Origin of the sequence: Parahaliea aestuarii (genome assembly GCF_008064635.1) — a bacterium.
Classification (GTDB): domain Bacteria; phylum Pseudomonadota; class Gammaproteobacteria; order Pseudomonadales; family Halieaceae; genus Parahaliea; species Parahaliea aestuarii.
Genome location: NZ_VRYZ01000004.1, coordinates 369,510 through 395,884, shown reverse-complemented (window position 1 = coordinate 395,884; position 26,375 = coordinate 369,510). Strand labels below are relative to the sequence as shown.

The 26,375-nt window shown below is 64.4% G+C and carries 24 protein-coding genes; 14 read left to right on the top strand and 10 right to left on the bottom strand.

What is annotated here, in order from left to right; all coding sequences use genetic code 11:
• Window positions 1–26 precede the first annotated feature (26 nt).
• On the bottom strand, window positions 27–404 hold the full coding sequence (locus FVW59_RS11260; protein ID WP_148064421.1) for a VOC family protein: 378 nt from the start codon (window positions 402–404) through the stop codon (window positions 27–29).
• A 12-nt stretch (window positions 405–416) separates the two neighbouring features.
• Window positions 417–1,814 (bottom strand): glucuronate isomerase, encoded by a 1,398-nt coding sequence (gene uxaC / locus FVW59_RS11255; protein ID WP_425468401.1) that lies wholly within the window; start codon window positions 1,812–1,814, stop codon window positions 417–419.
• Between the two features lie 167 nt (window positions 1,815–1,981).
• Between uxaC and FVW59_RS11250 the strand changes: the two genes are divergently transcribed.
• From FVW59_RS11250 to FVW59_RS11240, 3 genes are all read left to right on the top strand, one after another.
• A complete protein-coding gene (locus FVW59_RS11250; RefSeq protein ID WP_148064419.1) occupies window positions 1,982–3,499 on the top strand; it encodes a UxaA family hydrolase in 1,518 nt (505 codons plus the stop codon).
• Window positions 3,500–3,571: 72 nt separating this feature from the next.
• Entirely contained in the window at window positions 3,572–3,982 is a 411-nt protein-coding gene (locus FVW59_RS11245; protein ID WP_148064417.1) for a methylglyoxal synthase, read from the top strand.
• Window positions 3,966–4,664: a hypothetical protein gene (locus FVW59_RS11240; RefSeq protein WP_246139709.1), complete on the top strand. Its 699-nt coding sequence runs from the start codon at window positions 3,966–3,968 to the stop codon at window positions 4,662–4,664. Before FVW59_RS11245 ends, FVW59_RS11240 begins: the two co-directional genes overlap by 17 nt.
• Window positions 4,665–4,666: 2 nt before the next feature.
• Here FVW59_RS11240 and FVW59_RS11235 read toward each other — a convergent pair whose 3' ends face one another.
• Both FVW59_RS11235 and FVW59_RS11230 read right to left on the bottom strand, forming a co-directional pair.
• A complete protein-coding gene (locus FVW59_RS11235; protein ID WP_187275851.1) occupies window positions 4,667–5,980 on the bottom strand; it encodes an amidohydrolase in 1,314 nt (437 codons plus the stop codon).
• Between the two features lie 31 nt (window positions 5,981–6,011).
• Window positions 6,012–6,440, bottom strand: a complete 429-nt coding sequence (locus FVW59_RS11230) for an acyl-CoA thioesterase (protein ID WP_148064416.1) — start codon at window positions 6,438–6,440, stop codon at window positions 6,012–6,014.
• A 218-nt stretch (window positions 6,441–6,658) separates the two neighbouring features.
• Between FVW59_RS11230 and FVW59_RS11225 the strand changes: the two genes are divergently transcribed.
• The 3 genes from FVW59_RS11225 to FVW59_RS11215 are packed head-to-tail and all read left to right on the top strand — an operon-like array spanning window position 6,659 to window position 10,079.
• Window positions 6,659–8,782 (top strand): oxidoreductase, encoded by a 2,124-nt coding sequence (locus tag FVW59_RS11225; protein ID WP_148064414.1) that lies wholly within the window; start codon window positions 6,659–6,661, stop codon window positions 8,780–8,782.
• Window positions 8,783–8,827: 45 nt separating this feature from the next.
• Window positions 8,828–9,307 (top strand): VOC family protein, encoded by a 480-nt coding sequence (locus FVW59_RS11220; RefSeq protein WP_148064412.1) that lies wholly within the window; start codon window positions 8,828–8,830, stop codon window positions 9,305–9,307.
• Window positions 9,294–10,079 (top strand): SDR family NAD(P)-dependent oxidoreductase, encoded by a 786-nt coding sequence (locus tag FVW59_RS11215; RefSeq protein ID WP_148064410.1) that lies wholly within the window; start codon window positions 9,294–9,296, stop codon window positions 10,077–10,079. Before FVW59_RS11220 ends, FVW59_RS11215 begins: the two co-directional genes overlap by 14 nt.
• 600 nt (window positions 10,080–10,679) lie before the next feature.
• On the opposite strand, the gene FVW59_RS11210 is transcribed toward FVW59_RS11215, so the two are convergent.
• Both FVW59_RS11210 and FVW59_RS11205 read right to left on the bottom strand, forming a co-directional pair.
• A complete protein-coding gene (locus tag FVW59_RS11210; protein ID WP_148064408.1) occupies window positions 10,680–11,390 on the bottom strand; it encodes an anti-sigma factor family protein in 711 nt (236 codons plus the stop codon).
• 11 nt (window positions 11,391–11,401) lie between these two features.
• Entirely contained in the window at window positions 11,402–11,902 is a 501-nt protein-coding gene (locus tag FVW59_RS11205) for an RNA polymerase sigma factor (protein WP_148064406.1), read from the bottom strand.
• A 170-nt stretch (window positions 11,903–12,072) separates the two neighbouring features.
• Here FVW59_RS11205 and FVW59_RS11200 point away from each other — a divergent pair, with 170 nt between their 5' ends.
• A complete protein-coding gene (locus tag FVW59_RS11200) occupies window positions 12,073–13,830 on the top strand; it encodes a S8 family serine peptidase (RefSeq protein ID WP_246139708.1) in 1,758 nt (585 codons plus the stop codon).
• Here FVW59_RS11200 and FVW59_RS11195 read toward each other — a convergent pair.
• Window positions 13,814–14,734, bottom strand: coding sequence for a surface lipoprotein assembly modifier (locus FVW59_RS11195; RefSeq protein WP_148064402.1), 921 nt, complete (start codon window positions 14,732–14,734; stop codon window positions 13,814–13,816). The two genes, FVW59_RS11200 and FVW59_RS11195, sit on opposite strands and share 17 nt — an antisense overlap.
• Before the next feature lie 113 nt (window positions 14,735–14,847).
• Here FVW59_RS11195 and FVW59_RS11190 point away from each other — a divergent pair, with 113 nt between their 5' ends.
• Entirely contained in the window at window positions 14,848–15,627 is a 780-nt protein-coding gene (locus tag FVW59_RS11190) for an alpha/beta hydrolase (protein WP_148064400.1), read from the top strand.
• On the opposite strand, the gene hutG is transcribed toward FVW59_RS11190, so the two are convergent.
• Together hutG and hutI are read right to left on the bottom strand one after the other, a co-directional pair.
• On the bottom strand, window positions 15,592–16,557 hold the full coding sequence (gene hutG, locus FVW59_RS11185; protein ID WP_148064398.1) for a formimidoylglutamase: 966 nt from the start codon (window positions 16,555–16,557) through the stop codon (window positions 15,592–15,594). The genes FVW59_RS11190 and hutG overlap by 36 nt on opposite strands.
• The gene (gene hutI / locus FVW59_RS11180; RefSeq protein WP_148064397.1) at window positions 16,544–17,764 is read right to left on the bottom strand and encodes an imidazolonepropionase; all 1,221 of its coding nucleotides are present in this window, start codon (window positions 17,762–17,764) and stop codon (window positions 16,544–16,546) included. Before hutI ends, hutG begins: the two co-directional genes overlap by 14 nt.
• A gap of 98 nt (window positions 17,765–17,862) precedes the next feature.
• Between hutI and hutC the strand changes: the two genes are divergently transcribed.
• The 6 genes from hutC (at window position 17,863) to FVW59_RS11150 (ending at window position 25,078) form a co-directional block, all read left to right on the top strand.
• The gene (gene hutC / locus FVW59_RS11175) at window positions 17,863–18,564 is read left to right on the top strand and encodes a histidine utilization transcriptional repressor HutC (protein ID WP_148064395.1); all 702 of its coding nucleotides are present in this window, start codon (window positions 17,863–17,865) and stop codon (window positions 18,562–18,564) included.
• 14 nt (window positions 18,565–18,578) lie between these two features.
• Window positions 18,579–20,255, top strand: coding sequence for a urocanate hydratase (hutU, locus tag FVW59_RS11170; RefSeq protein ID WP_148064393.1), 1,677 nt, complete (start codon window positions 18,579–18,581; stop codon window positions 20,253–20,255).
• Window positions 20,252–21,787 (top strand): histidine ammonia-lyase, encoded by a 1,536-nt coding sequence (gene hutH / locus FVW59_RS11165; RefSeq protein ID WP_148064391.1) that lies wholly within the window; start codon window positions 20,252–20,254, stop codon window positions 21,785–21,787. The genes hutU and hutH overlap by 4 nt, the downstream gene beginning before the upstream one ends.
• 314 nt (window positions 21,788–22,101) lie before the next feature.
• Complete coding sequence (locus tag FVW59_RS11160) at window positions 22,102–22,680, top strand: superoxide dismutase (protein WP_148064390.1); 579 nt, start codon at window positions 22,102–22,104, stop codon at window positions 22,678–22,680.
• A gap of 562 nt (window positions 22,681–23,242) precedes the next feature.
• The gene (locus tag FVW59_RS11155; RefSeq protein ID WP_148064388.1) at window positions 23,243–24,508 is read left to right on the top strand and encodes an MDR family MFS transporter; all 1,266 of its coding nucleotides are present in this window, start codon (window positions 23,243–23,245) and stop codon (window positions 24,506–24,508) included.
• 90 nt (window positions 24,509–24,598) lie between these two features.
• A complete protein-coding gene (locus FVW59_RS11150; protein ID WP_148064386.1) occupies window positions 24,599–25,078 on the top strand; it encodes a YbhB/YbcL family Raf kinase inhibitor-like protein in 480 nt (159 codons plus the stop codon).
• A 38-nt stretch (window positions 25,079–25,116) separates the two neighbouring features.
• On the opposite strand, the gene FVW59_RS11145 is transcribed toward FVW59_RS11150, so the two are convergent.
• Window positions 25,117–26,337, bottom strand: coding sequence for an acyl-CoA dehydrogenase family protein (locus tag FVW59_RS11145; RefSeq protein WP_148064384.1), 1,221 nt, complete (start codon window positions 26,335–26,337; stop codon window positions 25,117–25,119).
• Window positions 26,338–26,375: the final 38 nt, after the last annotated feature.

The following is a 26,375-nucleotide window of genomic DNA, read 5'->3' as shown; positions in this document are numbered from 1 at the left end:
TCGTCCCGGCGCCCGCTTGTCTCGCCTCAGGCCGCCGGCCCGCGACGACACAGTTGCAGGGCAAAGCCCCAGGGGTCCTTCATCATCACCAGGTTGGAGCCGTCCGGCAGGTGCAGGTCATCCACCAGGGTGGCGCCCGCGGCGCTGAGCCGCACCAGGTCGGCCTGCGGATTCTGCGATACAAAAGCCAGGTGCAACTGCAGGGGGCTCATGGCGGAATAGTCAGGCACTGCATCCGGCGGGTTGCAGTAGATTTCCACCATCATGCCTTCACTGTCCGCGAGGAAAGTGGTTTTCTGGGCGTCGTCGATGCGCCGGGCTACGCGCATGCCCAGGTGTTCGCAGTACCAGGCACTGATGGCGTCGGGGTCGCTGACGTTGTAGGCGATGTGCTCAATCTTCATGCTGACAACCCTCTACAGGCGGTAGGCCTGTTTGGCCAGGTTGTAGGCAAGATCCACTGCCAGTTCCGCCGCTTCCTCTTCCTGCAGGCGATGGTCCGCCACCAGTTCCGCGAGGAAGGCGCAGTCCATGCGCCGCGCAACATCGTGGCGGGCGGGGATGGAGAGGAAGGCGCGGGTGTCGTCATTGAAGCCGGCGGTGTTGTAGAAGCCGGCGGTTTCGGTGGCCTGCTGGCGAAACCGGCGCATACCTTCAGGGCTGTCGTGGAACCACCAGGGCGGTCCCAGGCGCAGGCAGGGATAGTGGCCGGCCAGGGGCGCCAGTTCGCGGCTGTAGCTGGTTTCGTCCAGGGTGAACAGGATGATTTCCAGTTCCGGCTCGTTGCCGTACTTGTCCAGCAGGGGTTTCAGGGCTTTCACGTAGCCGGTGGGAGAGGGGATGTCCGCACCCTTGTCGCGTCCGAAGCGCTGGAACACGGCGTCGTTGTGATTGCGGAAGCTGCCCGGGTGAATCTGCATCACCAGGCCGTCTTCCAGGCTCATACCGGCCATCTCGGTGAGCATCTGGCCGCGGAACAGTTCCGCTTCTTCGGCACTGTGTTTGCCACTGCGCACGGTGTTGTACAGGGCCTCTGCCTGCGACGGGGAGAGATTGGCGGTGGTGGCGCTGGGGTGGCCGTGATCGCTCGCGGTGGCGCCCATGGTTTTGAAAAAGGCGCGACGCACGCGGTGGGCGTTGAGGTAGCCCGCCCAGGTGCCGGTGTCCTCGCCGGTCAGCTCGGCGAACTGGCCGAGGTTGGCGACAAAGCCCTCGTAGTCCGGGTCGGTGACTGCGTCGGGGCGATAAGTGGTAATCACCCGGCCACTCCACCCGCTGTCGCGGATGGCCCGGTGGTGGGCGAGGTCATCCAGCGGGCCTTCAGTGGTGGCCAGCAGTTCGATATTGAAGCGTTCGAACAGCGCCCGTGGGCGGAAAGCGGGGGTGGCCAGTTGCTCGTTAATGCTGTCGTAATAGGTGTCGGCGGTGCTGCTGTCCAGGCGCTGCTCGAAACCGAACACCTCGGAGAACACACTGTCCAACCACATACGCGACGGAGTGCCGCGCAGCAGGTGATAGTGATTGGCGAAGCGCTGCCAGATCTTGCGGCCATCGGTTTCCACCGCGGCGCCGTCGACGCTGGGTACCCCCAGGGATTCCATGCTGACGCCCTGGCTGTAGAGCATGCGAAATACATAGTGGTCGGGGGTAATGAATAACTCGGCGGCGTTGGCAAAGGGCTCGTTGCCGGCGAACCACGACGGGTCGGTGTGGCCGTGAGGACTGATAATCGGTAGATCCTTCACGCTCTGGTAGAGGGCGCGAGCCACAGCACGGGTGCCCGCGTCGGCGGGAAACAGTCGGTCTGGGTGCATGGAAAGCGTCTGTGACATAGAGAGTAACCTGCCTGCAGGAGTGTATTGCCAGTATGATTGCTACCGGTGGCATACTAAGGTATCGTTTCCGCCATGGCAAGCGCCGCAATACCCCCCACACCGTGCTGCGCCGATGCCGATATTACCTTTCCGGGGGCTTTATCTATATGAACCTGATCCGTATCAATGCCGCCGACAATGTTGCCATTGCGGTGAACGATATCCCCGCCGGCGCCCTGCTCGGTGTGGCCGGTGCCAGTATGGAAAGTCGCGCTGCGATTCCCGCCATGCACAAGGTGGCGATTACCGCCATTGCCGGCGGCCAGCCCATTCTCAAGTACGGCCAGGTGATCGGCTTTGCCGCCGCTGACATCGCGCCCGGTGACCACGTACACGTGCACAACTGTCGCATGGGGGAACTGGAAAAGGACTACGGATTCTGCCGCCACGCGGTGTCGCCGGCACTGGTACCCGCGGCGGCGCAGGCCCGCTTCATGGGTTATCTGCGCGCCGATGGGCGCGCCGGAACCCGCAATTTCCTCGGTGTGCTGACGTCGGTGAACTGCTCCGCCACCGTGGCCCGCGGCATTGCCGCCCGGGGCGAAGCCCTGCTGGCTGACTATCCCGGGATCGACGGCGTGGTGGCCCTGGCTCACAGTTCAGGTTGCGGTATGCAGGGGGACGACGAAGGCTACCTGACCCTGCGCCGCACACTGGAGGGCTACGCCCGCCACCCCAACTTTGCCGGCGTCATGCTGGTGGGGTTGGGTTGTGAAACCCTGCAAATCCAGCGGGTGATGGAAGAGAGCGGGCTGGCGGACTCCGGCCGCTTTCGCGCCTTCACCATCCAGGACGCGGGCGGCACCCGCGCCGCCATCGAGCGCGGTGTGTCGGTGCTGAAGGAAATGCTGCCGGCAGCCAATGCCTGCCGGCGCGAGCCCATACCCGCCAGCGAACTGGTGCTGGCGGTACAGTGCGGCGGCTCCGATGCCCTGTCCGGTCTGACTGCCAATCCGGCGCTGGGTGAAGCGGGGGACTGGCTCATCCGCCACGGAGGCTCGGTGATTTACTCGGAGACCCCGGAAATTTACGGCGCCGAGCACTTGCTGACCCAGCGTGCGCAAACGCCGCAGATTGCCGAGGCCCTGCTGGAGCGCATTCGCTGGTGGGAAGACTACACTCGTATCAACGGGGTGGAACTGGACAGCAACCCCTCGCCCGGCAACAAAGCGGGCGGACTCACTACCATCCTGGAGAAATCACTCGGGGCCCAGGCCAAGAGCGGCAGCACGCCGATGACCGGTGTGTATCGCTACGCCGAGCCGGTGACCCGCAAAGGTCTGGCTTTTATGGACAGCCCCGGCTACGACCCGGTGTCGGTGACCGGTCAGGTGGCCTCCGGCGCCAATGTCATCTGCTTTACCACCGGTCGCGGCTCCGCCTTCGGTTTCAAGCCAGTACCCTGCCTGAAGCTCGCCAGCAACCAGCGCCTGTTTGATCGCATGGGCGAGGATATGGATATCAACTGCGGCGATATCGTCAGCGGCGACAGCGACGTGCAGCGCAAGGGGGAGGAGATTTTCGAGCGGGTACTGGCGGTGGCTTCCGGTGAGCGCACGGCCAGTGAGCTGCTCGGCTATGGCGACAACGAGTTCAACCCCTGGAAAATCGGCGCCACGGTCTAGGAGCCTGTTATTGTCACAACAATGCCCTTAGTATGAGGGCACCTTATCGACCTCCACAGACAGGTAACCGGATTGCCCCGCAGAACTATTGGCCTGGTGGCCCACGACCACAAGAAGGACGATCTGATCAGCTGGGCCGTTTCCCAGCGCCAGCGCTTGCAGACTCACCGTCTGGTGGCCACCGGTACTACCGGACGCCTGCTGGAAGAGGCGCTTGGCCAACCAGTGCACCGCTATAACAGCGGCCCGCTGGGTGGCGATCAGCAGATCGGGGCGCTGATTTCCGAGGGCGGGCTGGATGCCCTGGTGTTCTTCTGGGATCCGCTCTATCCCGCACCCCACGACCCGGATGTGAAGGCCCTGTTGCGGTTGTGCAGCGTGTGGAACGTACCAGTGGCCTGCAATCGGGCCAGCGCCGATCTGATGTTTGGTGTGCAGTCGCTGGACAGCGACAGCTATCAGCGGGATGTACCGGTTTACTGAACCGCTCGCTCTTCTCGCGCGGCTCTTGTTGCTGGCCGCGCTGTCCGGCCTCGGCGCCTGCGGTAGCTACAACGTCAAGAATCTCGCCAAGTCCGACATCGACCTGGTGGCCGATGAGGCCATCAGCGAGACCCGCCGCCTGGTGCGGGAGTTGACCGTCAAGCTGTATCGGCGCAATCCCGCTGAGCTGGAAAAGATCCCCGGTATGACCATCGAGGGCCGCCTGGCCCAGTTGAAAGTCAACGAACGCAAGCTGAGTTTCCCCGAGCTGCAGGGGCGGCAGGGCATCGACGCCATGAATCTCGCCTTCGCCGCGGACTATCGCGGTGACCGGGTTTTCGCTTTGGTGGCGGGGCTCGGCGGCATGCTGCGCCAGGCCTACGACTTTCGGCCCGAGTTTTTCATGGTGGACCAGCTCAATGCCGAGGCCCTGTCCACCAGCGCCCGCAATGTGGAGGTGCTGGTGTGGAAGCTGAAAAGCACCCGCTATCCCGATGGCCGACCCTACCTGATCAGCCACGAACACGCGGGCGTGGTGGACAATCTCAGCTTTGAACGCCTGTTTGGCAAGCTGATTGCCCTGCAGGACCTGCTGGCGCGGGTGGCGGCCGACGCCGATGACCGCCTGATCACCAGCGCCGTGCACACCGCATCGACGGTGTTTATCCCCCTGCCAATCTGAGCCTATTGTTCCGCGGTGGCGGCGTAGTCCATGGCGAAGCCTACCAGGGTGCGCACGCCGGTAATCAGCGCGTCTTCCTCGATATCGAAGTAGGGCGAGTGGTTGGCCGGGCGCTCTGTGCGCGGAGTGTCCGGGTCACCCACCCCGAGGTGGAGGAACAGTCCCGGGATGTGCTGCTCGAAATAGCCGAAGTCCTCGGCCCCGGTAATGGCCGGCCCTTCCTGCACCCGCGCCGCGCCGGCGGCGCGCTCCAGGGTCGGCATCATGCGCTTCAGCAGGGCCGGATCGTTCACCGTGACCGGCGCCGCTTCGGTGATGGTGACCTCCGCGCTGGCGCCGTTGGCCGCAGCGATGGCGGTCACGGTGTTGCGCAGCTTTTCGTGCAGGTCGTCGCGCACGTCCATATCGAAAGTGCGCAGGGTGCCGGACAGGGTGACGGTGTCGGGGATGATGTTGCCGCGCACACCGCCGTGGATGCTGCCCACCGTCACTACCACCGGGCCGCGGGTCACATCCAGGTGGCGCCCCGGAAGGCCCTGCAGGGCGGTGGTGATCTGGGCGGCGGTGTAGACGGGATCGACGCCGAGCCAGGGCGAGGAGCCGTGGGTCTGGCGACCGGTGACGGTAATGGCCAGGTTATCCGCCGCGGCCATGAAGCCGCCGGCGCGGTAGGTGATCTCGCCGGCGTCATTAGGCCATACGTGGAGGCCGATGATGGCTTCCGGCGCGTCCTTGCCGCTCAGCAGGCCCTCGGCGATCATCAGGGCGGCGCCGCCGGCCTCGTCGCCGGGCGGCCCTTCCTCCGCCGGCTGGAACACGAATTTTACCGTACCGGCCAGTTGCTCGCGCTGCTCCGCCAGCACCTTCGCCGCTCCCAGCAGCATGGCCACATGGGCGTCGTGGCCGCAGGCGTGCATGACCGGTACCTCGGCGCCGTTGTATTCGCCCCTGGCGGTCGAGGCGAAGGGGAGCCCGGTCTGCTCCGCGACGGGCAGGGCGTCCATATCCGCGCGCAGGGCGATCACCGGGCCGGGTTTGCCGCCGACCAGGGTGCCGACAACGCCGGTGTGGGCGACGCCGGTTTCCACACTGTCGAGCTTGAGTTTGCGCAGTGCCGCCGCAATGGTTTTTGCTGTCTCGAACTCGCGGTTGGACAGCTCCGGGTGCTGGTGAAAATGGCGGCGCCAGGCGATTACCTGGTCTTCGCTGGCGGCGATGGCCGCCTCCAGAGGTTGCCCGGCCGCCAGTGCCGGCAGGCTGTTGGAGAGGCAGGCGCCCAGCAGGGTTATTGCGATGGTGTTGCGGAGGTTGCGCATGGAATGCTCCGGTTGACGGTATGAATGGGGGTCAGGCGCCGCAGCGCTGGCGGAAGGCGTCGGGCACGGCGACCACGCAGCGGCGCTTGTAGTCAAAGCACAGCAGGGTGGTGGCCACCCGGGCCATTTCCTGTTCGCGGGTGAGGTTGCTGATGCGATAGATAAACTGGAAGCTCTTGCCGGCAAACTCACCGGCGCCCAGTTCCACCCTGAGGCGGTCGCCGTAGCCCGCCTCGGACAGATAGGCGACTTCCGAATGGGCCATGATGAGGCCGGCGTCCTCGAAGGCGATGGCATCCTCGTAACCAATCTGTTTGATGAAGCGCAGTTGGGCTTCCATGGCGATGGGCAGCACCCTGTCTGCCCCCAGGTGGTTGGCATTGTTGACGTCGGTGTAAAGCACGTCGTAGTCGGTCTGGTAGAGGAACTGCGCGGGCAGGTCGATGGTTTTTCGGGCCATGGGCGGGGATCTTTGTCAGTCAATCGGGGTGAGAAAGCGGTTGAGGATGGCAAAGCGCGGCGGGGTGGTCAATCCGGTCAACTGTGCAGGCGCTGATTGTATAGTTGAACTGGGCATGGCAATCGCGGCACCGGCGCCCTTGCGGGGGTTCGGCGGCGCCCCTTGTTGGCTACCATGGGCGGCAAATTATAGTGATTCTGCTGCCGGAAGCCCGCCGTATGAGCAAGCCCCTCGCCAACCTCTCGTCCCCCTGCCGGATTGGCAGCCTGCACCTGAAAAACCGCATGGTGGTCACCGCCATGGGCACCAACCTGGGCGCCGAGGACGGCGGCCCCAGCGAGCGCCTGCACGCCTTCCACGAACGCCAGGCGAAGGGCGGTGCCGGCCTGATTGTCCTCGGTTCGGTGGGGGTGAGCTGGCCCAGTGGCGGCAACCAGCCCCGGCAGGCGGCGATTTCCCGCGACGAACATATTCCCGCCTGGCGCAAGCTGGCGGATGCCGTGCATGCCCACGGTGCCAGGCTGGCGGCCCAGTTGCATCACGGCGGGCTGGTGGCGGCCCAGGACCGGGCCGAGGGACGCCCCATGTGGGTGCCTTCCTACCCGGTGGTCAAGCAGGGCGATATGCTCGAGGGCTTTCTGGAGTCGGAGCTGGCCGCCATGTTCGACCCGGATGCGCCGGAGCCGAGCCTGCATGTAATGACCAAAGAGGATATCGACAAGCTGGTGGCGGATTTCGCCGCGGCCGCCGTAAGGGCAAAGAGCGCTGGTATTGATGGTGTGGAAATTCACGGTGGTCACGGCTACATCATTTCCGAGTTTCTCTCGCCCCTGACCAACCAGCGGGATGACGAATACGGCGGCAGCCTGGAAAACCGTGCCCGCTTCCTGCTGGAGATTGTCGCCGCAGTGCGCGCGGCAGTGGGCAGGGACTACCCGGTCTGGGTAAAGATCGACTCTGGCGAATTTGGCAATGCGGAAGGCATCAGCCTGGCGGACGCCAGGGACACCGCCAGAATGCTGGAACAGGCCGGCGTCGATGCCGTTACGGTCAGCGCCTATCACGACACCTCGATGGGGGTGAACCACTCCGAGTCGAATATTCCCCATACCCCGGAGCGGCTGGTGGCCGGGGCCAGCAGCATCAAGCGGGCCCTGTCCATCCCGGTGATTACTTCCGGCCGCATCGAGCCCGCCGCCGCCGACAGGCACATTGCCGCCGGCCACTTTGACCTGCTCGGCATGGGACGCAAACTGCTGGCGGATCCAGATTTGCCGAACAAGGTGATGGCAGGCCAACTGGACGATATTCGCCCCTGTGTCTACTGCTACTGCTGCGTTAGCCAGATTTACGTACTCAAGCCGGTCAAGTGTGCCGTCAATCCTGAAACCGCCCACGAACTCACCCGCAGCCTTATCGCCACCACCCATGCGCGCCACTTCGCTGTGGTAGGTGGCGGTCCAGCTGGCATGGAAGCGGCGCGCCGGCTGGTGGAGAAAGGGCACCGGGTGACCCTGTTGGAAGCGTCCGACCGCCTGGGCGGTACCCTGCAGTTCGCCAGCATCGCCTATGAACCCAATGAACGTTTGCTGCGCTGGCTGCGGCGCCAGACCGAGCAGTCGGCCGTGGACGTGCGCCTGAACACCCGCGCCACGCCCTCACTGTTGACGCAGTTGGGCGTGGACGCCGTGATTGTGGCGACAGGCGCGAAACGCGATCTGCCGGATCTCCCGGGCAAGGAGCAGGACTTCGTCTACAGTGGCGACGAGATGCGTGCATTGGTGCTTGGGGAAGAGAATACGGCCCTGCGGCGCAAGACCAGTGGCTTCACCCGCCTGATGACTCGCGCCGGGGCGCTCACCGGGGCCAACAAGCACCCCTGGCTGCTGCGTCAGGTATCCCGCGCCTGGCTGCCTCTGGGCAAAAACATTGTGGTCATCGGCGCGGAGCTGGTGGGGCTGGAACTGGCGGAGTACCTGGCCCATCGCGGCCGCCAGGTCACCGTTATCGACAGCGCCAGCCGCGCCGGCGCCGGTCTCTACCTGGTGCGTCGCCTGCGCTTGCTGCACGAACTGCGGGAGGAGGGCGTGGTCATGTTGAACCGCGCCCGGGATATCGCCATCGGCGACCACAGCGTGAGTTACACCAACTACCGCGGCCAGCAGCGCCGGATTGATGCCGACGAGGTGATCGTTGCCCAGGGCGCCACCGGCGACCTGAGCCTGGCCGAACAGCTGCAGGAGCAGGGCGTGGAAGTACACAGTATCGGCGATTGCCGCGGGGTCGGTTACATCGAGGGCGCCATGGAATCGGCGGCGGAACTGGTGGCCGGTATCGACTGAGCTGCCCCCACACTTTCAGCGAATCCGTTCGACAGGAGAATAATCATGACAGACGAACTGTGCGCTCAGCTGGACCTCGGTCCCATGGACCAGGTGGGTTTTGTATTCCGCGACATCAAGGCGGCGATCGCGCGCTACCAGAGCGTTTTCGGCCCCTTCAGTTACCACGAATACGATGCCTACGAATACGACTATCGCGGACAGCGCGAACCCTGCCGTTTGAAACTGGCCTTCGCCCGCAGCGGCGACATCGAGATTGAATTTATCGAGTGGGTGTCCGGCGGTTCGCCGCACAAGGAGTTCCTGGACGCCGGGCGCGAGGGCATGCATCACCTGCGCTTCAAGGTGGCACAACTGGAGCCGAAGGTGGCCGCCGCCGAGGCGGTGGGCTATCGCGCGATCTGGCACACCCGCTTTGCCGAAGGGTTGGCGGTGGCCTACATGGAGCGCGAGGGTGACCCGCTGATCATCGAACTGTTTGAGGACCGGCACAACGGCCAGGTGGTGCCCGATGGCATTTCCTGATCGCTATGGCCCGCTGGCCGTGGTCACCGGGGCTTCCTCCGGTATCGGCGCGGGGTTTGCGGAGGAACTGGCAGCGCGCGGCCTCGACCTGCTGCTGGTGGCGCGCCGCGGTGAGCACCTGCAGCAACTCGCCGTGCGCCTGCGCAACGAGTGTGACGTAGCCGTGGAGGTGCTGGTCGCCGATCTCGCGCACCCTGTCGGTATCGAGTCGCTGGCCCGGGTACTGCAGGGCCGCGATTGCGGGCTGCTGGTCAGCAACGCCGGCTTTGGCCTCAAGGGTGCCCACGAGGACAACGACCCGGCGGTGATGGCCGAGATGCTGCAGCTGAATTGCCAGGCCCCCCTGCAACTCTGCCACCGGTTGATTCCCGCCCTGCGCGCTCGCGGTCGTGGCGGTATCATCATCACCAGTTCGGTGGAGGGCTTGATGGGTGTGCCGTACTCCTCGGTATACGCGGCCTCCAAGGCCTTTACCAACAGCCTGGCAGAGGGGCTCTGGGGGGAGCTGTCACCGGCCGGCATTGACGTGCTGGCCCTGTGCCCGGGCAGTACCGACACCGAGGCCCACGAAAAGCAGGGCATCGACCGCAGTACTCTGGAGGGCATGATGAGCCCCCGGGAGGTGGCCCGCGAAGCTCTCGACAACCTGGCGAAAGGCCCGGTGTATGTGGCCGGTGAGCAGAACCGCGCGATGTTCGACGGGCTGCTGGCCATGCCGCGCCGGGAGGCCCTGCTGGCGCTGGGTGACAACATTCGCCGGGCGCTCCTGTAGGCAGCACTCAAGTTCGCGTGAATTCCGCCGATAGGCAATTGAGTCGGTTATGCCGGACAAAAAAAATCGAAATTATGGGGAATAACTTCCGCCGCCAGCCCGTCAAGTACATGAAAGTGGAGTGAAACCGCTTTGAGTGCAGGGTTGCCGCGTTGGATTGGGTATCGACCTCCGGAACAGAAAGGGGGCGTTGACCGGCATCTCCTGCCTCGACTTTCAAGAACGCCCGCCGTGACTGCGCAAGTGGTTGCGGCACCCGTCAGTGAGCTGTAAGGGCGAAACTGGCAACGGGACACAGGACCGGGGACCGCTAGCCCTCCGGGCCTGGACTCCAGAGCCTGCCGTCTACATGGGGCGGCAGGCTCTGCCACTCTCCCCCTCTTTTGACTGCCCCATTCCTCAAGTCTTGAGCACTACGCTGCCATCCCTGGTGGCGGGAAGTTCCCAATAGAAGTTATCGAATTGCGCGCAGATTGAATGCGCAGTATCGGCAGTGACAGCCGTGACTGCGGCCGAACTGCGACGTCCCGCAGAGCACAGGTCATTGGCAGGGAAAGGATGAAGGAGGAGCCGCCGGATAGCGGCCCCTGGCGGCAGGTGTCAGCGCCAGCCCTGGTCGATCAGGCTGGCCTCTTCGGCGGCGCTGAGGGGAATGCCGGTGGCGTTGCGATTGATGAAGCTGGAAATGGCGTCGACATCACCGGCGCCGGCGGGCAGGTATTCGCTGCCGTTGTCGAGGTCGGCCGGTTCGCCCACCTGGACTTCAGTTTGCCAGCCGTTCTCGCCGCGACAGGCGACTCCCCGCCACTGCTTCCCGGCATCACTGAGCTGGTACTCCCGGCACCAGCGGCCGTCGTCACCGGCGAAACTCAGCACCGGACGCAGGGCGCGCCCGTCGGCCAGCGGTGACCACTGCTCGGCGCTGGAGGGGGTGGTTTCGAGCGCCTCGGCCAGCAGTTGCGGGCCGTTGCCCGCCTGTTGCCACTGCGGTGCCAGTACCAGCCCGACGGCGGCAACCAGCGAGGCGGCGATAGCAAAGCCCACTGCCGCGCGACCGCGGCGGGAGGGGAAGGGAATCACACGGGCGGACTGTGATACCGGCGCCAGCAATTCGGCGATATGTGAGGGAACGGGCCCCGCGGCGCCTTGTTCGACAAAGGCCTTCACGGCGTCATCGGCCTGCCTGAGGCGGCGCAATTCGGCGGCCAGTGGCGCCTCTTTCGCGAGCCGCTGTTCCAGGTGAGCGACTTCCCCGGCGGCCAGTTCGCCGTCGAGGTATTGTGATAGCAGTTCCAGATCCTGGGTGGTCATAACGTGTCCGGTCAGTCGTCTTCAGCCAAACTAATGGTATTTGCCAGTTGCCGCCGCGCCCGTGCGATTCTGCTCATGATAGTTCCCACGGGAACCTCCAGAATCTCGGCAGCCTCGGCGTAGGTTTTGCCCTCTATCGCTACCAGGGTCAGCGCCAGGCGCTGTTCCTCTGGCAGTTGTTCGAGGGCGGCACCTACCGCACTCACCTGCCGCTCGCGGCCGGCAACCTGCTCGGCAGAGGGGGAGCTCTCCGGCTCCTCCGCCTGCTCGGGATATCGCTGCCTTACCTCTCGTGAGCGCAGTTCGTCGATCCAGGCGTTCTTGCACACCCGGTACGCCCACTTTGCTGGGTGGGCGTCCTCTGGCATCCCTTTCTCGAGAACCTTTTCCACGGTGGCCTGAAGAAGGTCGTCCGCATCCGCTTGACTCCCGGTGAGAGAAAAGCAGAATCTCTTCAGGCCACTCAGCTCCGCGAGCAAAGCCTCTCGCTGAGAGCTGTTGAGTAATGGCATAATGTCCCTGTTATGACCTTGACGTGTTGGGCGGGGATTTTATTCCAAAACGGGGAATTTATCTGCCGAATACACGTCAACTTCATACATTCCCTTGGAATTCAGTGGACACCAACATGCCACAGGTATCGCTGGGCAGAACAGGCCTGAGATTTTCCCCGGGGAGTGCCGTGACCGGCTCCCGCAAATTTACCACTGCAATCAATGCCCTGATCCTGGCATTTCTCTTCGGCTGTGCCCAGCTTTCCTGGGCGCAGGTGCCCTGTTGTATGGTGCCCGAGGATGAAATTGAAGAGGGCATTGAGGAGGGAATTGAGGACAACGTCGAATCCGAGACCGAAGAAGATGTTGAGGACCAGGTCGAGGAGGAAGTCGAGGAAGAGGTTGCCAACCAGGTCGAAGGTGCCGTAGAGGAAACTGTCGAGGGCAATATCGAGCAGGAAATTGAAGCCAATATCGAAGATGACGTACAGGCCAGTGTGGAAGAGTCGATCGAGTCGGGCGTCGAGGAATCCATCGAATCCGGTGTAGAGAATACCGTTGAGGACAGTGTCGAGCAGGTGGTCGAAACCGCTGTTGAAGAGAGCGTAGAAGACACCGTTGAGGTCGCCGTCGAGGACAGTGTTGAATCCACTGTAGAGGAGGGCGTCGAAGACAGCATTGAAGACACCGTCGAGCAGGGTGTTGAGAGCACCGTGGAAGTAGCGGTGGAACGGCAGGTTGAGGACCAGGTTGAAGAGTCGGTCGAAAGCAGCGTGGAAGGCAGTGTCGAGGAGGCGGTTGCCACCACCATCGAGGATCGCCTGGAGAACGAGATCGACGAGATCCTGGACGAGATCGAGAACAAGTTCGAGGTGAACGAGGATCGCATCCAGACCGCCCAGTGGCTGGTGATGGCAGAGCCGGAAGCCTTCGATGAACTGGCGAAAAAGGGCTACCTGTTCGACAACGTGACCGAATTGCCCGGCATGGGGCTGCGCCTGGCGGAAGTCGCCGCGCCTTCCACCTTCGAGATTTCCGAGGTGCGCCAGGGGGTGGTGGATGTAGTGGGCTCCGAGCGCGCCGACGTGGATTTGAACCACTTTTACACCGCCGGCTCACCCATTGAGCACACCGTTGAGGGTATTGCCCCGCGCAAAGCCGTGCCGTTCCCCGCGGACGTCGACGACCTGGGGCTGCGCATCGGCATGATCGACAGCCAGGTCGACACCAGCCATCCAGCGCTGTCCCGCTCCAGTATCGAGTCCCAGTCCTTCGTGCGCGAAGACGCCAACACCCCCGCCTTCCACGGCACCGCCATTGCCTCGATCATCGCGGCCAACGGCGACGATTACCAGGGGCTGGCGCCCCACGCGAGGCTCTATGCGGCCGGGGTCTTCGAACAGGACGCCGAGCGCGGAGAAGTCGCTTCCACTGTCAGCCTGGTGCGGGCCCTGGACTGGTTGGTCACTTCGGGTGTCGACGTGGTCAATGTGAGCCTGGCGGGGCCGCCCAATCGACTGCTGGAAACCGCCCTGAACCGGGCTTCACAGCGCGGCGTACTGATTCTGGCGGCTGCCGGCAACGGCGGTCCGGTGGCCAAACCCAAGTATCCGGCTGCCTACCCAACGGTGGTCGCGGTGACCGCCGTGGATACTGCGGGCCGCGCCTTCCGACTGGCCAACCGGGGTGATTACCTGGATATCGCTGCGCCGGGAGTCGGCATGTTGCACGCCCGCGCCGGCGGCGGTTATGCCACCTCGTCAGGCACGTCTTTTGCGGTGCCTTTCGCCACCACCGCGGCGGCGCGCCTGCGCTTCCTGCAGCCCGGGACCAATGTGCTGGAGAATCTGTATCGCAGTGTGCAGGATCTCGGTGCCCCGGGGCGTGACGAGATCTACGGTTACGGCCTGCTGCAGCCGCTGACGCTGGTCACCAGCGGTAGATAAAGCGACTGCCGACGATGTTCTGGTTGTAGTCGGCGGGGTCAAAGTTGGATTCGAAATCGCCATAGCCGGCGTAGAACTGCAGCGCTGCCCGGGTCATAACGGGCACTTCAATATCCACTTGCAGGCGCTGGCGCCGGTCCTCCCTCTCCATGCCGATACTCGGCGTCTCCGACTGGTAGTCGCGCATTTCATAGCGCCAGGCCAGCTCCATTTTTACCGAGCGCTGCTGTAGATCGAAGCGGTGGATATAGCGCAGTTTAACGGCGTTGGACTGGTAATCGAAGGGTTCGCCCTCGGCGTTCTCGTCGCGAAAGCGATAGCCCAGGTTGAAGTAACTGCGCAGTCCGCGGCGGAAAAAATACAGATCGGCCTCGGCGGCCTGGGTGCTGGCATCCCGCTCCGGGCTCTGGGCGAGGCTCTTGTCGGCGTAGACGTAGGCCGCGCGACCGAACCATTTCTTGCCGAGAAAACCGGATACGGTGGGTGAGAGCCGGCTCAACTGGAGGAAGCTGCTGCCGTCCAGGCGAGAGTTGATATAAAAGCCGGTGAGGCCGATGTCGGCGCCGCCGATATCCCTGGACAGGTTGGCGCCGAGGATGTGGGTCTGGCGATTGACTTCCTTGAAGTGGCGATAGATGTTCTGGTTGAAGTCATAGGACAGTCCCAGGTCGGTCTTGTCCGAGAGCGCCTTTTTCATCGACACTTCCGCATCGAACGTTGCGGCGTAGTCGCTCTCGCTGCTGCTGGCATCCAGTTCGTCCACCGCGACATTGCTGTCATACTCGACGCCCACACCGACTTCCGCCGAGTATTCGGCGGGGCGGCTGGTTGTTTTTTCGTCCGCATGGGCGAAATGGCAGCAAACGAGCGCCATGAGGACGCCCGTGCCGGAGGGCCATCGCATTCGGGGGAGATCCTTGATCGAACCGGGGCAGGGGCGAAAGACTAACCAAGGTTGCAGGTTGCCTCAAGCATTGTCTGCCCCGGATGCAAGTGTCGCTGGCCAAGGAACATTGAATGATCGAGGAAACACAGTTTGATATTGCCGGCCCGGATGGTCGCAGACTCGCCTGCCGCCACCGTTCGGGCAGCGCTCCGGGGGTATTGTTTTGCCCGGGCTTTCACTCCGATATGCAGGGTTGCAAAGCCGAGGCGCTGACTCAGTGGTGCGACGGAAGTGGCCGGCAGTTCACCCGCTTTGACTACAGCGGCCACGGCGCCTCCAGTGGCGATTTTGCCGACGGCACCATCGGCGCCTGGCTGGCGGATGCGCTCGCGGTTCTGGATACAGTCGCCAGCGGGCCCCAGATACTGGTGGGCTCTTCCATGGGTGGCTGGCTGTCGCTGCTGATGGCACTGGCTCGCCCCGAACGGGTTTGCGGCCTGATGTTGATCGCCCCGGCGCCGGATTTTACAGACCGCCTGTATCGCGACCGCCTGACGCCAGTACAGCGTCAGCAACTCGACGATGAGGGCCTCTGCCTGCTGCCCTCGGAATATGACGAGGCGCCCTGGCCGATCAGCCGCCAGCTGATTGAGGAGGCGCGCAGCCATTTTCTGGCGGGCAGGGACATTGTGCTGGAGATCCCGGTGATCATGCTGCAGGGGCAGCGGGATGATTCGGTGCCCTGGCGGCAGACACTGGAGCTGGTGGATCGCATCCGCGGCCCGGATGTCGAGTTGCAGCTGATCAAGAGCGGCGATCACCGCCTGTCTGAAGCGGCAGACCTGCGCCGCATGATCGCGGCGCTGGAGGGCCTGTTACTGAAAGTGCTGGCCCGGCCGGCGCGCCCCTAGCGCGGTATCCAGCACCCGCGCGCCCAGGCGGGCGGTACGGGCGTCGAAATCCAGCGGCGGGCACAGTTCGGCCACGTCCGCCATCAGCCAGTTCACCTGGAAGTGGCGGCACAGATCGCCGATCAGTGCCAGCTGGCGCAGTATCCACGCTGGTTCGACGCCGGGCGCGGCAGGCGCGCTGACCCCGGGGGCACTGGCCGGGGGCAGTACATCCAGGCAGACGGTCACGTAAAGGGCATCGAGCGGTGCGATAAACTCCTGCAGCAGCGTTTTGGCATCCCGGCCGTGACAGTCGATGTCCAGCAGGTGGCGGACACCGAGGGTCGCGGCACGCTGGAACAGGGCGCGGGTGTTGGCGGTGGGCGCCACCCCGATGCAGCAGTAATCGAAGGGCTGGTTGCGGGTTTCGCAGTCTTCTGCCACCTGGTAAAAGGGTGTGCCGGAACTGGGGTGGGGCGCGGGAAGCCGCAGGTCGAAATGGGCGTCGAAATTGATGATGCCCAGTCGCTGCCCGGCGCCGCTGCGCTGCAGATAATCGCGGCAGCCCTGGTAGCTGGCCCAGCCGATCTCGTGGCCGCCACCGAGGCCGAGTACAAAGTGGCCCTTCTCCAGCAGGCTGCTGAGCTGCGCTGCAAAAGTCGCCTGGCCGGCGGCGAGATCCCCAGTGACTGGCACATCCCCCGCATCCATTAGCTGCACGTGATGGTGCCAGGCCATGTTGGCCAGCGCACGACGCAATGCCGGCGGTCCCTCGGCGGCGCCGGGGCGTCCCTTGTTCAAAGTGACACCGAGATCCGAAGCGAAGCCCAGCAGGGCGGCACCGGGTATTTCGGATACCTCCGTACTCACTACCTGGTGCCAGCGCAGTCCCAGTTCGCCGTCCTCGCTGTCGATACGCCCCTGCCAGGGAGTGGCATCAGCTGGCGTCATAGTATTCTCCGGCGACAAAGCGCCCCCCGGGGCGGTAGTAGTTGAGCGCGTAGCTCAGGGCGGCGGGGGTGTCGATGTCCCACAGCAGGATGTCGGCCCGCTGGCCAGCCAGCAACTGGCCGCGATCCTGCAGGCCCAGGGCCCGGGCGCCGTTGTGGGTGGCGCCGCGGAGGCTCTCTTCCGGGCTCAGCCGGAACAGTACACAGGCCTGATTCATGGCGCTCAGTAGGGACGCCATGGGCGAGGTGCCCGGGTTGAGGTCGGTCGCTACCGCCATGGGGACTGCGGATTGCCGCAGGGTCCCGATGGGGGGCAATTGCTGTTCGCGCAGATAGTAGAAAGCGCCGGGGAGGAGAACTGCCACTGTGCCGCTGGCAGCGAGGGCCGGCACATCGTCGGCGGCCAGGTACTCCAGGTGATCGGCGGAGAGCGCCCCGTAGCGGGCGGCCAGGCGGGCGCCCTTGAGGTCGCTGAGTTGTTCGGCGTGTGCCTTGATGGGCAGCCCGAGCTCACCGGCGCGCTGGAACACACGTTCGCACTGGCCGGGCGTGAAGCCCACGCCTTCGCAGAATACGTCCACCGCATCGGCCAGCCCCGCCCCGGCGACGGCTGGCAGCCAGTCGCCGCACAGGGCGTCGATGTAGTCGTTTGCTGTACCAAACTCCGGGGGCAGGGCGTGGGCGCCGAGGAAGGTGGTGCGCACGTCCACCGGGAGTTCCTCGCCGAGGCGGCGGGCCACCTGCAGCATCTTTGTCTCGTCGGCCAGGGTCAGCCCGTAGCCGGACTTGATCTCAACGGTGGTCACTCCCTCTGCAATCAGTCGCAGCAGGCGCGCGCGGGCGCTATCGAACAGTTCGTCTTCGGTTGCGGCGCGGGTGGCCTGTACGGTGCTCAGAATACCGCCGCCGGAGCGGGCGATCTCCTCGTAACTCGCGCCGAGCAGGCGTTGCTCGAATTCGCAGGCGCGACTGCCGCCAAACACCAGGTGGGTATGGCAGTCCACCAGGCCGGGGGTGGCCCAGCGCCCGCCGCCGTCCAGTTGCCGTGCCGCAGCCAGGTCTGGCAGGTCCTTTTCCGGCCCGGCGTAGAGAATGCGGTCACCGTGCAGGGCCAGAGCGGCGTTTTGAATCGCGCCATAGGCCTGGCCGCCCTCGGCGAGGGTGGCCAGGCGCAGATTGTTGATCAGCCAGTCACAGCGCTGGGTCATGCCTACCTCCAGACTCCTGATGTCTCCGCATTCTAGTTTGTATATACAAGGATAGACAAGCTACACTCTCCCCTGTTCTGCCACGAAATGGAGCGGACATGTCCATTCCCCAGTATGCCCGCATCAAGGAAGCGTTGCGGCGGCGCATAGAGCACGCCGAGCTGCGCCCCGGCGACCGGGTGCCATCGGAAAACCAGCTGGTGGCGGAATTCGGCGTCAGTCGCATGACGGCGCGGCGGGCCCTGCTGGAACTGGCGGACGAAGGGCTGCTGCAGCGCACCCAGGGCCTGGGCAGTTTTGTCGCCGATCTGCGGCCGATGAGCTCCATCAGCCAGATTCGCAATATCGCCGAGGAAATCCGCCAGCGGGGCCATCACCACAGCTGCCGGGTCATCGCCCTGGACGAACTGCCGGCGCCGCCTGAACTGGCGGCGCACATGGGCCTGGTGGAGGGCGAGCTACTCTATCACAGTGTGCTGGTGCACCTGGAAGATGCGCTACCGCTGCAGTGGGAGAGCCGTCACGTCACCGCCAGCCTGGCGCCGGGTTACCTGCAGCAGGATTTCAGCCAGACCACTCCCAGCGCCTATCTGTCGGCAGTGGCGCCCCTGGCGGAAGCCGACCAGACGGTGGAGGCCGTGCTGCCCGAGGCGCCGGTCGCCGAGGCCCTCGCCATGGCGCCCGGTGAGCCCTGCCTGAAAATTACCCGGCGCACCTTTTCCCACCGCGGTGTGGTTTCCCTGGCGCAACTGCTGCACCCCGGGAATCGCTATCGCCTGGGATCCCATATCGACGCCTGAGATTGAGGTACACCATGACCCGCAACGACCCTGCACGCCATATCAAGGCCCCCACCGGTACCGGGCTGTCTGCCCGCAGCTGGCTCACCGAGGCCCCCCTGCGGATGTTGATGAACAACCTGGATCCGGACGTGGCGGAGCACCCCGCAAGCCTGGTGGTCTACGGTGGCATCGGCCGCGCGGCGCGGGACTGGGAGAGCTTCGACGCCATTGTCGAGGTACTCAAGCGCCTGGGGGATGACGAGACCCTGCTGATCCAAAGCGGCAAGCCGGTGGGTGTCTTCCCCACCCACGCCGACGCGCCCCGGGTACTGCTGGCCAACTCCAACCTGGTGCCCCACTGGGCCAACTGGGAGCACTTCAATGAACTCGACCGCCGCGGCCTGATGATGTACGGCCAGATGACGGCGGGCTCGTGGATCTACATCGGCTCCCAGGGCATTGTGCAGGGCACCTACGAGACCTTCGCCGCGGTGGCACGCCAGCACTTTGACGGGCGGGAGAAGGGGCGCTGGATTCTCACCGCCGGCCTCGGTGGCATGGGCGGTGCCCAGCCGCTGGCGGCCACCATGGCGGGCTTCTCCATGCTGGCGGTGGAGGTCGACGAGAGCCGTATCGACTTCCGCCTGCGCACCGGCTATGTCGACAAAAAGGCCACTGGCCTCGACGAGGCACTGGCCATGATCGACCAGGCTCGCGATAGCGGGCAGGCGATCTCGGTGGGCCTGCTCGGCAACGCCGCCGAGATTTTTCCCGAACTGGTGGCCCGCGGTATCACGCCGGATGTGGTCACCGACCAGACCAGCGCCCACGACCCCCTGAACGGCTACCTGCCGGCGGGCTGGACCCTGGCGCAGGCCGCGGAGCAGCGCAACACCGATGCTGCCGCTGTGGTCAGGGCCGCCAGGCAATCCATGGCGATTCAGGTGCAGGCCATGCTCGACCTGCAATCCGCCGGCGCCGCCACCCTCGACTACGGCAACAATATCCGCCAGATGGCGCTGGAAGAGGGGGTGAGCAATGCCTTCGACTTTCCCGGCTTTGTGCCGGCCTATATCCGCCCGCTGTTCTGCGAGGGCATCGGCCCCTTCCGCTGGGTGGCCCTGAGCGGGGATCCGGAGGATATCTACCGCACCGACGCCAAAGTGAAGGAACTGATCCCGGACAACCCGTCGTTGCACAACTGGCTGGATATGGCCCGCGAGCGCATTCACTTCCAGGGCCTGCCGGCGCGTATTTGCTGGGTCGGGCTGGCGGATCGCGCCCGTCTCGGGCTGGCCTTCAACGAGATGGTGCGCAGCGGCGAGCTGAAGGCGCCGGTCGTGATCGGCCGCGACCACCTGGATTCCGGCTCGGTGGCCTCTCCCAACCGCGAAACCGAGGCGATGAAGGACGGCTCCGATGCCGTCTCCGACTGGCCCCTGCTCAACGCCCTGCTCAACACCGCCGGCGGCGCCACCTGGGTCAGCCTGCACCACGGCGGCGGGGTGGGCATGGGATTCAGCCAGCATGCCGGCGTGGTGATCGTCTGCGACGGCACCGAAGCGGCGGACCGGCGCATCGCCCGCGTGCTGCACAACGATCCGGCCACCGGCGTAATGCGCCACGCCGATGCCGGTTACGACATTGCGCTGGACTGTGCCCACCGCAATCACCTGGACCTGCCGATGATCACCGGAGCCAAAGCATGAGTACGGACTGTCTGATGATTACGCCCGGGGCCCTGGACCTGGAGGCGCTGCGCCGGGTCAACTGCGGGCCGCTGCAGGTTGCCCTCGACGAAAGCTGTCATGCGGGTATCGACGCCGCCGCGGCGACGGTGGCGCGGGTGCTGGAGGAGGGGCGGGTGGTCTACGGCATCAACACCGGCTTCGGCCTGCTCGCCAACACCCGCATCCAGCCCGACGAGCTGGAGGAGCTGCAGCGCAGCATTGTACTGTCCCACGCCGCCGGTATTGGCAGTTTTATGGACGAGAGCACCGTGCGCCTGATGATGGTGTTAAAGATCAACTCCCTGGCCCGGGGCTACTCCGGCATCCGCCGGGAAGTGATCGGCAACCTGATCACCCTGGTGAACGCAGAGGTCTACCCCGCGGTGCCGCGCAAGGGTTCGGTGGGGGCGTCCGGTGACCTGGCGCCGCTGGCGCACATGAGCGCGGTCCTGCTGGGAGAGGGCGAGGCTTTGTATCGCGGCGAGCGTATAAGTGCTGCCCGCGCGCTGGATATTGCCGGGCTGCAGCCGGTGCAATTGGCACCGAAAGAGGGGCTGGCCCTGCTAAATGGCACCCAGGCCAGCACCGCTTTCGCCCTGCAGGGGCTGTTTGCCGCCGAAACCGCCCTCAAGAGTGCAACCGTTATCGGTGCCATGGCCGTCGAGGCCGCACAGGGTTCGCGCACGCCCTTTGACGAGCGCATTCACGCCATTCGCGGGCACCGCACACAGCAAGACATGGCCGCCTGCTACCGCGCCCTGCTGCGGGAGGAGAGTGAGATCGGGCGCTCCCACGAGGATTGCGAAAAGGTGCAGGATCCTTACTCCCTGCGCTGCCAGCCCCAGGTCATGGGCGCCTGTCTGCAGCAGGTCCGCTTTGCCGCGGAAACACTTCTGAACGAGGCCAACGGCGTGTCCGACAACCCACTGGTGTTCAGCGACAGCGGCGATATCCTCTCCGGCGGCAACTTTCACGCCGAGCCGGTGGCCATGGCCGCCGACATGCTGGCCATCGCCCTGGCGGAAATCGGTGCCCTGTCCGAGCGCCGCATGGCCCTGTTGATCGATTCATCCCTGAGTGGTCTGCCGCCCTTCCTGGTGGAAAACGGTGGGGTGAACTCGGGCTTCATGATCGCCCAGGTGACTGCGGCGGCGCTGGCCAGCGAAAACAAAACCCTGGCCCATCCGGCGTCCATCGATTCCCTGCCGACCTCGGCCAACCAGGAAGACCATGTTTCCATGGCGACCTTTGCCGGCCGGCGCCTCGCGGACATTTTCGAGAATGTGGCCGGCATACTCGCGGTGGAGTGGCTGGCGGCGGCCCAGGGGCTGGACTTCCGCCGCCCGCTGAAGGCCAGTGCGCCCGTGGAGGGCGCCCACGACCTGCTGCGCGGCGCAGTGACCTTCTACGACAAGGATCGCTACTTCGCCCCGGATATCGCCGCCGCTTCGGCGCTGATTGCCAGCGGCGAGCTCGCGCGGACGCTGGACCCGGCCCTGCTGGGTTTCTGAGTGGTGCCCCCGGCACCTTCAAGCCGCCGCCAGCCCGGGATTTGCCCGGGCATTTGAATCCGCAGCGCAGGATTGGCATCCTGCGTGCTTGGTACACGGTAAAGACGCCCCTTGCGGCGTCGCCGGGAGGAAAACTGCACCACCGTAGTGCGTTGGTGCGTGCAGATTGCCTCGCCGGCCGGGACAGGACACCAGTGCGTTCCGGGCCGGGCGTCCCGGCAAGTGCCAATTGTCATTAACTTTCCGTATAGTACGCACCCGCTGACTGCACCCCATCCGGGTTCTGCCAACGACAACTACAGGAGTCACTTTCCATGGCTATTACACTTCCCGAGCTGCCCTACGCAATGAACGCACTGGAGCCCCATATTTCCCAGGAGACTCTGGAGTTCCACTACGGTAAACACCACGCCACCTACGTCGACAAACTGGGTCCGCTGATCGAAGGTACCGACCTGCAGGACGCCGATCTGGAAACCATCGTTAAAAAATCCAGCGGCGGCGTGTTCAACAACGCGGCCCAGGTGTGGAACCACACCTTTTACTGGAACTGCCTGAGCCCCAACGGCGGCGGCGCTGCGACCGGCGCGGTGGCCGAAAAAATCAACGCGGCCTTCGGCTCCTTCGACAAGTTCAAGGAAGAGTTCACCGCCAGCGCCGTGGGCAACTTCGGCTCCGGCTGGACCTGGCTGGTCGCCAAGGCCGACGGCTCCGTGGCCATCGTCAACACCAGCAACGCGGAAACCCCGCTGACCGGCGACGACAAGCCACTGCTGACTGTCGACGTGTGGGAGCACGCCTATTACATCGACTACCGCAACGCCCGTCCCAAGTACATGGACGCCTTCTGGGCACTGGTCAACTGGGACTTCGTGAACGCGAACCTGGGTTGATTCACCCCGGCGAGTATCGCTTGCATCATTGATGCGAGGTGAAGAAAGCCCGGCCTGATGAGATTCAGTCCGGGCTTTTTCATTTTGTGGGCAACATTCGCACTTACCGGTTTTGTGGCAAGTCGACTTGGATGGCCTTTCGTCAAAGCTGTTGTGACCGGGCAGTCGCTGCTGACAGTTTATTCCCGTAGCAAAACGGGAATAGTTGGCTCAGCCTGTCGTTGCGCCAGTTTTTAATCCGGCTAAGCTTGCTGGTCTCAATACCGATTTATCAGGCCGTTCCATGAACCGCACCCGACACACACAGAGCACTTGTCGCTGGCAGCATTCGCTGTCCGCGGCCGCCTATCTGTGTCGAAGTGCGTTTAGCGTGCCGGTGCAGAAGATGCGCACCGTGGGCATTAAAGCGCTCATGAACACCTGACCCGAGCTCAAAGCAGAGGAAGGTGTATCGCCTTCCTCCTTTTCTCTCCAGAAAACCCGGAAGGCAGACCTTCCGGGTTTTCTGCTTTATGGCGCCCGGACAACGACAACAAGCCATTCAAATGGGAGGGAAACAACAATGAAATGGCAAGCGTGGCGGCAATTACGGGAGTTTCCGCCATTGGTGTGGATCATCCTGTTTGGCAGTTTCTTCGGGCGCGGCACCTATTTCATGGTGTGGCCCTTTCTGGCGATTCTGCTGTACGAAAAATTCGGCCTGGGCGCGGCCCAGATCGGCCTGATTCTGAGTGCTTCGGCGGTCGGGGCGGCAGTGCTCGGCTTTTATGTGGGCGCGCTCTCGGACCGGCACGGGCGCCGCAGCATCATGCTGGCGGGAACGGCCATCAATGCGGTGGCCTTCGCGGTGTTGGCTTTCGCCGAGAGCCTGCCGGCATTCGTGGCGGCGATGAGCCTGTGCTCGGTGGGCCGGGCCATCTGGGAGCCGCCGTCCAGCGCGCTGATCGGTGACCTGCTCAAGGAGCGGCGGTCGCGGGAACTGGCTCTGCAATTGCGCTACTTCCTGGTCAACGCCGGTGCGGCCATGGGTCCGATTGTTGGCGTGTGGGCGGGGCTCAGCGCCCAGCAGTCGACCTTCGGCCTGACGGCGCTCAGCTACCTGGCATTGAACCTGGCGGTCATCTGGGCCTTCGCCCACACCGCCAGCGGGCGGGTGGCGCGGCAGCGGCGCGACCGCAGCGCCTCTTTCAGGGGCACACTGCGGGTGCTGCGCCAGGATCACAAGTTCCTGGTGGTGATCCTGGCCAATGTACTGGCGCTGTTCATCTACGCGCAGATGGACTCCAGCCTGGTGCAGTACCTGACGCGAGTTGAGGTGCCGAACCTGGTGGCGCTGATCTCCAGCCTGATCCTGGTGAATGCGGTCACGGTGATTCTGCTGCAGTTTCCGCTGCTGTCGCTGATGTCCGGCATGCCGGCCAACCAGCGCATCATCATCGGCCTGGTGATACTGGCGGCGGGCCAGCTGTGGGTGGCCCTGAATCCGGTGCACTTCGTGCTGGGCTGGCTGGGCGCTACCTTCGTGGTGAGCGTGGCGGAGGCGATCCTGTTCCCCACCATGAGCGTGCAGATCGACCAGATGGCACCGGACCACCTGCGTGGTAGCTACTTCGGCGCCTCCTCGTTCTATTCGCTGGGTTGGTCCCTGGCGCCGCTGGCGGGGGGCATTGTGATCGAGCTGTGGAGCGGCTCCATACTGTTTGGCGCCATGTTCCTGCTCTGCGGCCTGGTGTGGCTGCTGTACCGCTACGCCGAGGGGCTCAGCCGCCCGGACTGGAGTGAGGTGAAGGAGCCGGCCCTGTTGCCGCCGGTGGCCGCCAACTCCTGATTGCCCTTGTTGCGCCCCCGGCATGGCCGCGGGGCGCCCTCCTTTGCTAGTCTGTAGAGCTCTTGTCCATCAGCCAACAGAGGTACTCCCATGGGCTTCGCTCTCTCCGACATCCAGATTACCAGCTCTGCCTTCAGCGCCGCTGGCGTCATTCCCACGAAACACACCGGTGAAGGGGAGGACGTGTCCCCGGCGCTGAGCTGGAATCACATTCCGGACGGCACGAAATCCTTTGCCGTATTCTGCCACGACCCCGACGCCCCCCTGATCAAGCCGCGCGGTACTTACGGCTTCGTTCACTGGGTCCTCTACAACCTGCCGGCCTCGGTCACCGAACTGCCGGAGGGCTGCAGTGACTACACCTCGGGGAAAAACGATTTCGGCAACACCGGCTACGGCGGCCCCATGCCGCCACCCGGGCATGGCACCCATCTGTACTATTTCTGGATTGTGGCCCTGGATGCCGAGCTGAACCTGCCGGAGGGGCTGGAGTTGTGGGACTTCCTGGCCAAGGTCGAGCCCCATGTGCTGGGGATAAACCGGCTGGTGGGGAGTTACCAGCGGAGTTGAGAAGCGGGAAGCGGCGGCCTTGAAGCCGCCGCTGGTCATTATTCGGTGTAAGCCCGAATCACCTGTTTCCCCAGCGCCATCTGGTGTACTTGGTCCGGCCCGTCGGCCTGGCGGCACCAGCGGGCGTAGTTGAAGGCCTCGGCCATGCAGTAATCCTCGGTCAGGCCGCCGGCGCCGTGGATCTGCATACAGCGGTCGATGATGGTCTGCACCATGATCGGCACGCTGATCTTGCTGGCGGCGATCAGGTCCATGGCGCCCTTGGCCCCCACCTCGTCCATGCGCTTGCAGGTCTTCAGTACCAGCAGGCGCGCCATCTCGATTTCCGCAAAGCTTTTCGCAATGTCCTCGCGCACCGACTGGTGCTGTGACAGTTCGCGGCCGAAGGTGGTGCGCTGGGTGGCGCGGGTGCAGGCCAGTTCCAGTGAGCGCTGGGCGGCGCCGATCAGGCGCATGCAGTGGTGGATACGGCCCGGGCCGAGGCGGCCCTGGGCGATCTCGAAGCCGCGGCCCTCGCCCAGCAGCAGGTTGGCCGCCGGCACCCGCACATTGTCAAAGCGCAGTTCGGCGTGGCCAATGGGGGCGTCGTCGTAGCCGAGGGTGGTCAGCGGGCGAATCACTTCCAGCCCCGGCGTGCCCTTGGGCACCAGGATCTGGGTTTGTTGCAGGTGGCGATTGGGATTGTCGGGATCGGACTTGCCCATCACGATGAAAATCGTGCAGCGCTCGTACAGGGCGCCGGTGATGAACCACTTGCGCCCATTCAGTACGTAGTCGTCGCCGTCGCGCTCGATACGCAGTTCGATATTGGTGGCGTCGGAGGAGGCCACCTGGGGTTCGGTCATGGCGTAGGAGGAGCGAATCTCGCCCGCCAGCAGGGGTTTCAGCCACTGCGCCTGCTGCTCGGCGTTGCCGTATTTCATGAACACTTCCATGTTGCCGGTGTCCGGGGCGTTGCAGTTGAACACCTCCGGGCTCCACAGCACCCGGCCCATCAGTTCTGCCAGCGGCGCGTAGTCGAAGTTGGACAGGCCGTCGTGGTCGGCAAACTCCGCCAGTGAAGGCGGGATGAACAGGTTCCAGAGGCCTGCGGCTTTGGCTTTTGCCTTGAGCTCATCCATCAATGGCAGTGCGGCAAAGCGATTGGCGGCCTGCGCCAGCTGCTGGTGGTAGGCCGTTTCGTTGGGATAGATATGCTCGTCCATAAAGGTGGCGAGTTGGGCCTGGTAGTGGCGCGAGGTGTCGCTGAATTCGAACATGGTGGTCTCCTCTGGTTGTCAGTCGAAGCTTAGCGATT